The following is an 11,806-nucleotide window of genomic DNA, read 5'->3' as shown; positions in this document are numbered from 1 at the left end:
GTTCCATATTATGAAAAAACCTCACGATCAGCAATCGCAAGGCAGTTCCAGTGCTAGTTCTCTATTGGGGGCGGCAGCACAATCGGCTGATAACCCAGCGCAGCATCTACAATCTCCTCCGGTGTCAGCTCCGGCTCATTCCAGAAAATCAGATCACTCACGCCGGGATGAGCTACATTGCTCGCTACGACCTCCAGCCACTCATCCAGCTCGGCCTCTGTTCCTTCGGCGTTCACAATGTTGGTTACGAGTGCGATTAGTTGTTGTCGGGATAGGGACATTTTTGGGGGGGCTCCTTTATGGTAGAATTTTAAGTAATAAACCTAACTGAATTAGCGGCTTAGAATATCTCCAACATATACGGAGCATTCCTGAACCAGTTCATGTAGCATATCCACTTCTGTACAACGCTTTTCTAACATTGGATTCTCCCGATCGAAAGCTTTAATTACATATACCGCGAACTCATTTCTATACCAACCAACATCAAGAGTATATTTCCCTTCGAAATAACTGACTTGAAATATATCCTCTTGATCCAAGTCCCTCGTTTCATTATAAGTAATTATACCCGGTGAAAAATCAATATCATCAAACATAAACGATTCCTCCTATTGCGGATAGATTCAAGCTTAACTTAAGGCGAATTTTTATGTATTAGAGCCCAGTATATGTAATTATAATAAAAGTTGCTGGAATTGGTATATAGTTAGCTCCTCTATCCATTCACAATTGCTCGCATCCTGTGCAACAGACAATAGTCCGGGCCAGCTTCTCGCACCCATACAAAAACAAACACCCCCGCAGCAGATGTGATTTCACATTTGCTGCGGGGGTCTCTCCATACAATACAAATCATTCCAGCCTACTCCTGTTTCCCCCGAAGCAGAGCTATCGCTGCCAGCAGGAAGGAGACCAGGGAGATGCCGAGGGTAATGTAGAGCATCGGCGAGGTGCCGGTGCTGGCGCCTTCCTTCTCCACAATGGCCTGATGCTCGTCCATGGTCATGGTGCCGTTGCCGGACATATCTGCGGCACCGTGGCCGTGACCGCCATCGGCGCTGCCGGAGGCTTCAGCGATGGCGGTGATGGAATGCGGGGATTCCGAACCGGGTTCGCCGGACCATTGCACGAGGCTGCCATCGGCATAGTGCTGATACGCATCCCAGGCGATATTGCCTGCGGAGTCGGGGTTCTTGGCTGTGAAGTAGAAGCGCTGGAACTGTCCGGCCTGAATGCCGCCGTCCTTGGCAATCCAGCTCACTTTATTCCCGTCCACGGTTACCTCCCACCCGGGAGTGGCTTCGTATTGCTTGAATTCCGCGCCTGCCGGAATCCGCAGATCCACCTGGACGGTGGGGCTTTCTTTCTCAGATGGTACCTTCAGGGTATATGTCTCCCAGGCCCCCGTGCTGGACTCTGCTGGACTAACGGTTACGTGGGCGCTCGCCACGGCGGCGAACAACAGTAATGCGGCGGCTGCCGGTGCGGCCAGTGCTGCTATTTTGCGAAATATTCTATTCAATGGAATCTCCCCTTCTCTCTTGTGTATGTCTATCTCTTCCCCGGAAAATCCCGCTCCCGCGAAGCAAGTCCCTGCTCCAGGGCGTACCTTGTGAGCTGCGTGCGGTTCTGAAGCTGAAGCTTCTGCAGGATGTTCTTCAGGTGATTCTTGACCGTATGCTCGGAAATCCCGAGGGTGGCGGCAATCTCCTTATTGGTGGACCCGGAGGATACACAGCCCAGTATCTCCTTCTCCCGCGCCGTTAATGCCTCCCGCTCCTCCTTGACGGAGGTGAGCGCGAACTCCTTCAGAATCTGGAACGCCAACTCCCGGCTAAGCGGCACCTCTTCGCTTACAATCGCCAGCAGATATTCGATCCAGGTAGACGGGGCCAGGTTCTTCAGGAGGTACCCCTGCGCCCCCTGCTTAAGCGCCTCGAACAGATAAGAGATCTCATCCGACACGGTGACGATGACAATCCGGACATACGGATATTCCAGCTTAATGCGCCGCGTGGTCTCCAGACCATCCATTCCCGGCATCTCGATATCGATCAGAATGAGATCCGGCATCCATTGCCCGGTCCAGACGATCGCCTCCGCTCCGCTGGCCACCGCACCAATCACTTCAAACCGTTCATCCAGCGCCAGTATCTCGCTCATTGCCTCGCGGGCATGTGCATGGTCATCGACGATTAGTACCCGGCAGCGTTCCATCCTGCGCACCTCCTTTTACAATTGCTACAGTTGTTCCTTCCGCTCCTGAGTGAAGTTGAAGCGCCCAACCCATACTGCGGGACCGTTCCCTCATAATCTGCAGGCCATAGCTGCCGCTCACTGCAAAAGGATCATCATGCTCAATTCCCGCGCCGTCATCTGCAATGGTTACACGCCAGCCGTGCTCATTTCCTTGGCCCGATACGGACACCCTGCCCGCACGTGTGTGCTTACGCACGTTGATAATCGCTTCACGTATGCAGGACAACAGCTCTGCCTGTTCGGCCGGTGTCAGTGCCTGCTCTTCCAGATGCCAGTCCAGGGATACCTCGATCATGACTTCTCCGGCTATGGCTGCCAGCTGCTCATGGATAGAACGCTCCAGTGAGAAGCTCTCTGCGCCGCTCACCGGCACCTTCAGATTGGCAATAGCCTGCCGTACATAACGGTTAACCTCGTGAACGGTCTTCTTGATCTGATCCACACTGTCCGCGCTGATCCCGCCGTCCTTGCGGTTATGCTCCAGCCGGTCTATCCGTACGGAGAGAAGGAACAGGGACTGGGCCATTCCGTCATGCAGCTCTTTGGCCAGCGCCTCCCGTGCTTCCATCGCTCCGGTGGCCGCCCGTTCCTGCTCCAGCTCCCGCTGATTGCGCTCCATGAGGCGAAAAAGCGGCAGCAGCAGCATAATACTGAAGAGAAATACCAATACAGGTGTTAAGAAGTTGCCCGTGTCCATAGAGACGTATGGCATCAGGAACTGATGTCTCACCCATTCCCAGATACCGACCATAACCGTGGGAATCAGCAGGATAAGCACTTTAATTCGGGTATACGTCACGGTTCCCTCCCTAATTTCTGTTCGTTATTTTACCATTTCCGGGTGATCCCCGGCATGACTCTTTAGGGCTATGCCCGTCCGCATATGTTACAGAATTAAGTATTTAAAAGTTAATCCATTCCTTTCATAGCTCCCATCGTCCTATCATAACAGTTAGCGAAACCATATCCGATAGGGTACACTAGGAATGACATGCAATCAAGTATACATTTATGCTGACACTATTAGGAGAGATAATGAAATGAAACGGATTACGATTCTTATCGCCGACGATGATCCTGAGATTGCCGATCTGATCGGACTGCATTTGGAAAAAGAAGGCTATCACCCCATAAAGGTTACAAACGGCCAGGCAGCGGTGCAAGTCATCCAGTCCAGGCATATCGACCTGGCGATTCTGGATATTATGATGCCCGGGCTGGACGGGTATGAGGTGACCCGGCAGATCCGGGAGCAGCATGGGCTGCCGATTATTTTTGTGAGCGCGAAGACTTCGGATCTGGATAAAATCACCGGGCTTGTCATCGGCGCCGACGATTATATGACCAAGCCCTTCAATCCCATGGAGCTGGTCGCCAGAGTGAATGCGCAGCTCAGACGTTCCATGAAGCTGAACCAGCCGGTTACCGAGCAGAAGGCCGTGGTAGAATCCGGAGGGCTGATCGTCGATCCGGACCGCCGTTCCGTGACCTTGTACGGACATTCCGTGGAGCTGACGCCTAAGGAATTCGATATCCTGTATTTGCTCGCCAGCTACCCGAAGAAAGTATTCAGCGCCGAACAGCTTTTTCAGCAAATCTGGGGTGAGGCTTATTATGAAGGCGGGAACACCGTGATGGTCCATATCCGCACCCTGCGCAAAAAACTGGGCGATGACCAGAGTAAAAATACATGGATCAAAACGATCTGGGGAGTAGGGTACACGTTCAATGGCTAATCTTGTCCGCAGCTTCCGCTTCAAAATGATATCACTGCTGGTACTCAGCATGTTCTGCTCCGGCGTTATAACCTTTGTACTCTACAAAAGCCTGCAAATGTATTATACCTCTCAGGTGAAGTATGAAGACAAGCTGACCCGCTTCCGTTATCTGATTGCCGATTTCGGCGACCTTAATTTCTTCCTGATCTTCTTCATTCCGCTGGCGCTGCTGTTCTTCTTCCTGTTCACCAAGCCGTATGCCCGCTATTTCAAAGAAATCTCGCACCATATCCGCCTGCTGGCCAACGGGGATTTCAAAAGCCGGATCGAAATTCATTCTAACGATGAGTTCGAGGATATCGCTGCTGACCTTAATCAGGCCAAGGATAAGCTGGAAGAAGCGGTGGAACGCGGCGATTTCGCGGAGAACAGTAAGGACAAGCTGGTGCTGAATCTGGCTCATGATCTGCGGACTCCGCTGACCTCTGTACTCGGCTACCTGGATCTGGTGCTGAAGGACGGGGAGTTAACCGCGGAACAAGCCAGACATTACACCACGATTGCCTACACCAAATCACAGCGGCTGGAAAAGCTGATCGACGAGCTGTTCGAGATTACCCGGATGAACTACGGCATGCTTACCGTGGAGCAGCGCCCCCTTGATCTGAGCGAGCTGCTGGTCCAGCTGAACGAGGAATTATATCCTCTGCTGGAGAACAACGGGCTGAGCGCCCGCACCCAGGTCACTCCGCAGCTCAAAATTACCGGAGACGGGGAGCTGCTGGCCCGGGTGTTCGAGAACCTGCTGACCAATGCGGTGCGTTACGGCAAAGACGGCCGTTATGTCGATGTCCACTGCTACCCGGAGGGTGAGACCATCGTTGTCCAGGTCATGAACTACGGGGATATGATCCCGGCGGAGGACCTGCCTTTTCTGTTCGATATGTTCTATACGGGCGACCGGGCACGGACCCATCAGGAGAGCAGCACCGGGCTGGGCCTGTTCATTGCCAAAAATATCGTCGAGCAGCATCAGGGGACGATCTCCGTACAGAGTGACACGATCCGCACACTCTTCGAGGTCCGTCTGCCGGGTGTGATCGAGTAGTCTGCTCCGTCGATAGGTGCAGTGTTGCCGTCCTTTTAGAAGGACGGTTTTTTTGCATTTACATTTCAAGCGGGAATATTTCAAGCTATTTTAAGAAAAACTTTATCTTTTCCCCACTTCTATTTAAACACGCTACTCTATGCTTAAGTCATTGAAACAAGGAGGACGAGAACATGAAGAAATGGTTAGTGGTAATTGTGATTGCCCTGCTGATCGGTTATGAGTGGCTGTCCAGGGATAAAGAGGATGCCACGGCAGACCTGAATATTAAGACAATACGAGTCTCGGCAGATAATGATAATGGCTCGAAGACTCTGACCGTGATCCCGAAGGGCCAGATCTATCAGGGGAACCTGCTACTGGTCAACAAGGATTATCCCGTTCAGCCCTCGGGGGTCAGCGCAGATATTGTAAGGCTTACCGACTATGAGGAGCTGACTTCCGGCTACCTGCTGCTGGATCACAAAACGCTGCTCTCGAGGCAAGTGGCAGAGAAATTCACCAAGATGGTACATGCCGCAGCCGGGGATGACATCAACAGCTTCCTGATCAGCAGCGGTTACCGGGACAATGAGAAGCAGAAGCAGTTATATGAGGAAAAAGGAGCAGATTATGCTCTTCCGCCCGGATACAGCGAGCATAACCTGGGCTTGTCGCTTGACATCGGCTCCTCCCAAATGGCCATGAGCCGCGCCCCTGAAGGACAATGGCTGCGGGAGCATGCATGGGATTACGGCTTTATTCTGCGCTATCCTGAGGATAAAACAGATATCACCGGCATCAAGTATGAGCCCTGGCATTTCAGATATGTAGGACTTCCGCACAGTGTGATTATGCGCGACAAGAACTTCACGCTGGAAGAATATCTTGAATTCCTTAAGGGGCAGAAGTCGATTGCCACTACCGTTAACGGAGTCGAATATCAGATTTCCTATATCGAAATTAACGGGAACACTCCTGTTCCCACCCCTGACGCCAAGCATATTGAGTTCTCCGGCGATAACATGAACGGTGTGATTATGACGGTCTATCCTTAATAACTAAGCCATATAACATTACATTCTACAGAAAGCGGTGATGTAAATGAATAAGGCACACAAGCAGACAAAGTACGGTTTACAGGTACTGTTTACCGTCTACGTGTATATTTTGTTTAAAATTATTTTGTTCAAATTCGGTTCGATGAATCTCCCGTTTCTATGGCAGCAGCTTCAGCACAGCCCGGACCATATTGCCGCCAGTCTGCAACGCGCAAATCTGGTCCCGCTGGCCACCTTAACCAATACCTATCACCATATCAGCACAAGCACCGTCGTTAATTTCCTGGGGAATATCGCCTTATTCATTCCTTATGGCATCTTCCTGGTGCTGCTCAACCCGAATGGAAAAGGCAGCGGCTCCTTCACCGGTGTCCTGCTGTGGTCCTTCGCGTTAAGCGCCGTGCTGGAATGCTCGCAAGCCGTATTCTATATTGGAACGTTTGATGTGGATGACCTTCTTCTAAATACATTCGGCGGGGTGCTGGGATATATGCTGATCCGGCCTATCCTGACGATCTATACGACAGGCAGACAAGGCTCCTCCGTCACCCAGAAGTGACGGGGAGCCTTACTGTCCGTTCGCCCTGCTCACAAGGGAGAGGTATAGCGGCCATATTCGATCGCAAGCTCTGTGAAGCCATTGCCTGCCTGCTTCAGGAAAAAGCTGTTCACACCCTCCGCTCCCCACCAGTTCAGCCCAAGCAGTAGCCCCTCTGCTGTATGTGCCGCGAACAGCAGGGAGAACATCTGCGGGTTCACCTCTCCGCCGTCATCGACACGCCAGACTGAATATTCATTATCCGTAATCTCCGCAGGATAGTCCTTGAAGCTGAGCTTCCCGTCTTCCTCCAGCACCAGGCTAAATAGCATATCCTTATCTTGTCTTACGAACTGCACCAGATAGAGCTGTCTGTCCGGTCCCAGGCCGGCCAGCTTCCAGGCGGCCTGGATCTTCCGCCCTTTGACGGCTGCTATACTCTTACGAAGCGGATCACCGGCTGCAAGCTGCGGGCCTGCCGGGTCGGCGGGCTGAAGCTCCAGCAACGCTGCCTGCGGAAAGACCGCAGAATCAATCAGAACATAGGTCTCATCCCGCATCGCTGCGTCACCCTCTACCTTGAACAGATAACCGGACATATTCGGAATATTATTCGCCAGCTCCCGTCCGTTGTTGTTATCGTTGCCCGTCTGCCATTTCTCCAGCTTCACAGCCAGCACCTGACCTCCGTTCCCGATGGCAGTGTTCAGGGACTTCAACTGCTCTCCGGCTCCCTCCTCTTCCCTGGTGACGATAATATGACTCCCGGTCTCACTAGCGAATCCGAAGACTGGCTGCAGCTTGGCAGGGTCAAGGAAGGTAGCCGGGGCTTGGGAGGCCGTAGCTGACGCTGATGCTGCCGGAACGGCACTTGGCTGGTTATCCGTCGGCTGTGCGGCTGGTGATGGACTGCCGTCAGACGGCCCTGCCGAAGCTGCTGCACTGCTGGTAGCATCATTGCTGTTCGTCCGGGCACACCCGGTCAGACTAGAGGCTATCGCTGCTGTAAGAATAAGACTTCCGGCCGCTCTTACCCCGTACCTGAAACTGCGCTTCGCTTGATTCATAGCGGTCCTCCAATATGATTTAGTCAAAAATCCCCATGCTGAGGTAACGTTCCCCGGTATCCGGCGCGATACATAACACCCGCTTGCCCCGTCCCAGGCGCCGTGCCTCCTGCAAGGCCGTCCAGACTGCGGCTCCGCCGGAAGGTCCGATCAGAATTCCCTCAGTACGGGCCAGTTCTCTTACCATCTCCAAGGCATCCTCATCGGATACCTGCACAATCTCATCGTAGATGCCGGTATTCAGAATCGCCGGCACGAAGCCGGGGCTGGTTCCCACCAGCTTATGCGGCCCGGGCTGGCCGCCGGACAGCACCGGCGAACCCTGCGGCTCCACGACAACCACGCGCAGCGCCGGCAGTCGTGCGCGCAGCGCCTCCCCGGTTCCGGTAATAGTGCCGCCCGTCCCGGAAGTGGCAACGAAGACATCCAGCCGCCCTTCCATCTGTTCCAGAATTTCCGGCGCGGTGGTGGTGCGGTGAATATCCGGGTTCGCCTGATTCTCGAACTGCTGCGGAATGAAGCTGCCGGGGATCTCCCGTCCCAGCTCCACCGCCTTAGCAATCGCGCCGGGCATGCGCTCCGCCGCCGGAGTCAGCACCACTTCCGCCCCATAAGCCTTCAGGATATTGATCCGTTCCTTCGTCATATTATCCGGCATGATCAGGATAGCCTTATATCCCTTCGCTGCCGCGTTCATCGCCAGTCCAATTCCAGTATTTCCGCTGGTCGGCTCAATAATCGTCCCGCCCGGCTGCAGCCGCCCGTCCAGCTCCGCCTGGAGAATCAGATTATAGGCCGCCCGGTCCTTGACGCTGCCGCTGGGATTGAACATCTCCAGCTTCACATACAGCTCCGCATCCGCAGATCCCGTTACCCGGTTCAAGCGCACAACCGGCGTGCCGCCGATCAGCTCTGTAATATTGCTTACTACCCGATTCGTCATGGGTATGCCTCCTTTGTTTCTGCCTCGGTCTTCATGATTTAGCTTCTATTGTATCGCTAACCTGTATTGCTTGTCGATTTTGCATCAGGGAGAGAATGATCCTAACCGAAGTCGGTATACCCGGGGACTCCAGATCCTTTTACAATGAATACAACAACAAGCCACAACGCAGGAGGAATCAGCTATGAACGAAAGTACCAGGCAAGAACTATTATCCAAAAATGAAAAATTAATCAACATGGTGATCGAGCGGGCCAAACGGGATTTTCCGGAAGAGATTGCAGTGATCGGACTTACGGGCTCTTTCAGAACCGGGGATTTCCATGACAAAAGCGATCTCGATCTGATCATCATCAATAACAATAATGAAGGCTGGGACATCTCATCCTGCTTCATTCTCGGGGATGTCGGATATGATATCTACTGCACGCCTTGGGAGACCCGGATTGAAGATCAGGCGGCGCTTGAGAGTCCGATGATCTCCAGTCTGACCGATCTGCTGGTGCTCTACTGCGCGAAGCCGGAATATATGGAGAAGCTGAGAGCCTATCAGCAGCGGGCGCAGGATGCACTGGCGAAGCCCATTGGAAGCGAATGCCTGGAGCGGGCCAAGAAGTGGATTGATCTGGCGAAGCAGGAGTATGCGAATGCGTATCTTCATGAGGAGATCGGGGCAGTCAGGCTGGCATCAGCCGAAATGGTGTATAATCTGGTGAACGCTTTGTCGCAAATGAATAATACGTATTTTCAGAGAGGGCTGAAGCGTTATCTGGAGGAGGTGAAGTCCTTCCGGCATCTTCCGGGGGATTTCGAGACGAACTACTGGAATGTGATCCGAGCAAAAAATGTGGATGAGATCAGAAACACTTCCCGTTTCCTGCTGAATAGCATCCTTGAGCTTCACAAAGCGCTGCATCAGCAATATGTGGAACAGCCTGTGCCCACCTATGATAATCTGAAGGGAACGTATGAGGAATTATGGTGCAACTACCGTAACAAGGTGATTTCCAGCGTTGAAAGTAAGGATGCCTCTTACGCCTTTTACGCCGCTATGGGAGCGCAGGGTCTGCTGGATGAGATGACCGAGTCGCGGGGAACGCGGAAGTTCAATCTTATGCAGTATTTTGATGTGGACTATCTGGACCTGTTCAAGGACCGGTTCCTCCTGGCAATGGACGACTATCTGGAGGAATATCACCGGGTCGGACGGCAGCTTCAGCGTTACGATACTTTGGAAGAGCTGTACCGGGAATATATGAAAAAGTAGCGAAAAAGCAAGACGAAGCCCCCTCCCTCTCGTTCAGGGTAGGGGCTTCGTCTAATTATACATTAAAACGTGCTACCAAACCTTGCAGCCCTTGCGCCAGCATGCTAAGCGCACTGGCAGAAGAGGCGATCTGTTCCACTGAAGCCATCTGCTCTTGCGATGCGGCGGATACTTGCTGTGTACTTGCCGCAGTGGTCTCCGAGATATGCGTAACGGTGCGGATGGAATCTACAATCTCCTCCGTCGCTGCCGTGATTTCTTCTACCGCACCGGATACCTCCTGAACCTGTCCCGCCAGTGAATCGATCGAATGGCGGATGGCATTGAAAGACTGCCCGGCCTCTTCTATGATCCGGGTTCCGCCCATTACTTCGTTCATGCTATTCTTCATCACCTTCACTGCATGGTCAGCATCGGCCTGGATTCCAGTAGCCATTTCAGCAATCTGATTGGCGGAATCTGCGGACTGCTCGGCCAGTCTGCGCACTTGATCGGCTACCACAGCAAATCCTCTGCCGTGCTCTCCGGCCCGGGCCGCTTCTATGGTTGCATTCAGTGCCAGCATATTCGTCTCGGAGGCAATCCCCTTGATCACCCCGACAATGCTGCTTATGTCCTGTGAACGATTCACGAAGCCCGTCACCTTCTGCGATAACGACTGAATGGATTCATTGATGGAATCCATCTGCCGGACGGCAGATTGCAGGGATAGATCCCCAGCCACCGCATAATCTGCAGAACGCAAGGAAGCTTCCGAGATATCCTGTACACTGGCTGCAATCAGCTGAATGCCGTCCGACATATCAATAATCGTGTTCATGTTAGTCTGCAGGTCATTCATCTGCATGCCCGCACCACTTGCGACCTCACCCATAATTCCGGCGATCTTCTCGGTAGTTCCGGCGGTCATTCCGCTATCCGAGGTCAGCTTCACTGAAGAAGCCGCCAGACCGTTCGCGGATAGCTTCACCTGGGTGATCATCGCTCCTAGATTATCGGTCATTTTATTGAAATTCTTGGCCAGCTCACCGATCTCATCCTTCGTCTGCACACTAAGCTTGCGGGTTAAGTCGGCATCGCCGACGGCAATCTCCTGGAGCTGCCTGTTGATATCCTTCACCGGCTTCAGTATCCGTGCGGACAATACGAATGCGATCAACAGAGCCAGTACCACGGATAAGCCCGTAACCCCCATGCTGGTAATCATTGAGGAGCTGCGGTGGGTTGCCGCCTGGCTCTGTTCCTTCGTAATTTCATCATGCAGCATCGTCTCGAACACCAGCTGTGAATCGATAATAGTCGTAAGCGAGAGGCTTGTGAACGACTTTTGCGCTTGCGGGAAGTTCCCTTCCTTGGCCAAGGCAAAAGCCTGCTTCAGCACCGTCAGATAATTGTCCCACTCCCCCTCCAGCTTCTGAATTCCTGCAAGTTCCGCTTGATTCAGGCCGGCGCCCTTAAGCTCTTCAACTGCGGCTGTAATCCCCGGGATCTTGGCTTCATAGGCGGTCAGATTGGCAGTTCTCTCCTCAGTGGTATTACTCATCACATACCTTGCGGCCAGGCCGTCCGCCGTCCGGATCTCATCGGTTAATTTCTGTACCATCGAGAGCTTGCTGTAATTACGGTTGATCTGATCTGTAAGCATGGTCACCTTACCCTGAAATATAGTACTGCCGGTTATTGCGAGAATGAACACGAGAATAACAGCGGCGAAACCAAACATGATTTTGACCCGGATTCCTCTAAGTCTGCTCAACATGATAACTACCTCCACTCGATATGTAAGCTCTACTATGTAATCTCTACGTATCGTACATCACAATACTTAAATAAATCTAAAATGCGCTGATCACACGAAAAAAC

13 protein-coding genes are annotated in these 11,806 nt (G+C 52.7%); 5 read left to right on the top strand and 8 right to left on the bottom strand.

Features of this window, described 5'->3' with window-relative positions; all coding sequences use genetic code 11:
- Nucleotides 1-53 precede the first annotated feature (53 nt).
- The 5 genes from NYE24_RS00315 to NYE24_RS00295 all read right to left on the bottom strand — a co-directional run bounded on the left by NYE24_RS00315 (nt 54) and on the right by NYE24_RS00295 (nt 3,061).
- A complete protein-coding gene (locus NYE24_RS00315; RefSeq protein ID WP_342477759.1) occupies nt 54-281 on the bottom strand; it encodes a hypothetical protein in 228 nt (75 codons plus the stop codon).
- Nucleotides 282-332: 51 nt separating this feature from the next.
- Nucleotides 333-599 carry a hypothetical protein gene (locus NYE24_RS00310; RefSeq protein ID WP_051493482.1) on the bottom strand — a complete coding sequence of 89 codons (267 nt, stop codon included), beginning with the start codon at nt 597-599 and terminating at the stop codon, nt 333-335.
- Between the two features lie 266 nt (nt 600-865).
- Complete coding sequence (locus tag NYE24_RS00305; RefSeq protein WP_051493483.1) at nt 866-1,525, bottom strand: DUF1775 domain-containing protein; 660 nt, start codon at nt 1,523-1,525, stop codon at nt 866-868.
- A gap of 29 nt (nt 1,526-1,554) precedes the next feature.
- Nucleotides 1,555-2,220 (bottom strand): response regulator transcription factor, encoded by a 666-nt coding sequence (locus NYE24_RS00300; protein WP_036695068.1) that lies wholly within the window; start codon nt 2,218-2,220, stop codon nt 1,555-1,557.
- Nucleotides 2,189-3,061, bottom strand: coding sequence for a histidine kinase (locus NYE24_RS00295; protein WP_036695069.1), 873 nt, complete (start codon nt 3,059-3,061; stop codon nt 2,189-2,191). The genes NYE24_RS00300 and NYE24_RS00295 overlap by 32 nt, the downstream gene beginning before the upstream one ends.
- A gap of 241 nt (nt 3,062-3,302) precedes the next feature.
- Here NYE24_RS00295 and NYE24_RS00290 point away from each other — a divergent pair, with 241 nt between their 5' ends.
- The 4 genes from NYE24_RS00290 to NYE24_RS00275 all read left to right on the top strand — a co-directional run bounded on the left by NYE24_RS00290 (nt 3,303) and on the right by NYE24_RS00275 (nt 6,687).
- A complete protein-coding gene (locus NYE24_RS00290; RefSeq protein WP_342477758.1) occupies nt 3,303-3,998 on the top strand; it encodes a response regulator transcription factor in 696 nt (231 codons plus the stop codon).
- Complete coding sequence (locus tag NYE24_RS00285) at nt 3,991-5,088, top strand: HAMP domain-containing sensor histidine kinase (protein WP_342477757.1); 1,098 nt, start codon at nt 3,991-3,993, stop codon at nt 5,086-5,088. Before NYE24_RS00290 ends, NYE24_RS00285 begins: the two co-directional genes overlap by 8 nt.
- 173 nt (nt 5,089-5,261) lie before the next feature.
- Nucleotides 5,262-6,125 (top strand): M15 family metallopeptidase, encoded by an 864-nt coding sequence (locus NYE24_RS00280; RefSeq protein ID WP_342477756.1) that lies wholly within the window; start codon nt 5,262-5,264, stop codon nt 6,123-6,125.
- A 46-nt stretch (nt 6,126-6,171) separates the two neighbouring features.
- Nucleotides 6,172-6,687: a VanZ family protein gene (locus NYE24_RS00275; protein ID WP_036695074.1), complete on the top strand. Its 516-nt coding sequence runs from the start codon at nt 6,172-6,174 to the stop codon at nt 6,685-6,687.
- Nucleotides 6,688-6,716: 29 nt separating this feature from the next.
- Here the strand turns inward: NYE24_RS00275 and NYE24_RS00270 are convergent, their stop codons facing one another.
- Nucleotides 6,717-7,733, bottom strand: a complete 1,017-nt coding sequence (locus NYE24_RS00270) for a hypothetical protein (protein ID WP_342477755.1) — start codon at nt 7,731-7,733, stop codon at nt 6,717-6,719.
- Between the two features lie 19 nt (nt 7,734-7,752).
- Nucleotides 7,753-8,676: a cysteine synthase A gene (cysK, locus tag NYE24_RS00265; RefSeq protein ID WP_342477754.1), complete on the bottom strand. Its 924-nt coding sequence runs from the start codon at nt 8,674-8,676 to the stop codon at nt 7,753-7,755.
- 184 nt (nt 8,677-8,860) lie between these two features.
- On the opposite strand from cysK, the gene NYE24_RS00260 reads away from it, so the two are divergent.
- Nucleotides 8,861-9,943, top strand: coding sequence for a nucleotidyltransferase domain-containing protein (locus NYE24_RS00260; RefSeq protein ID WP_342477753.1), 1,083 nt, complete (start codon nt 8,861-8,863; stop codon nt 9,941-9,943).
- Nucleotides 9,944-9,998: 55 nt separating this feature from the next.
- Here the strand turns inward: NYE24_RS00260 and NYE24_RS00255 are convergent, their stop codons facing one another.
- Nucleotides 9,999-11,702 (bottom strand): methyl-accepting chemotaxis protein, encoded by a 1,704-nt coding sequence (locus tag NYE24_RS00255; RefSeq protein ID WP_342477752.1) that lies wholly within the window; start codon nt 11,700-11,702, stop codon nt 9,999-10,001.
- Between the last annotated feature and the right edge of the window lie 104 nt (nt 11,703-11,806).

Source organism: Paenibacillus sp. FSL H7-0350 (genome assembly GCF_038593195.1).
GTDB lineage: Bacteria > Bacillota > Bacilli > Paenibacillales > Paenibacillaceae > Paenibacillus_AQ.
The sequence above is the reverse complement of the archived record's forward strand: the minus strand, read 5'-3'. Positions and strand labels throughout refer to the sequence as shown.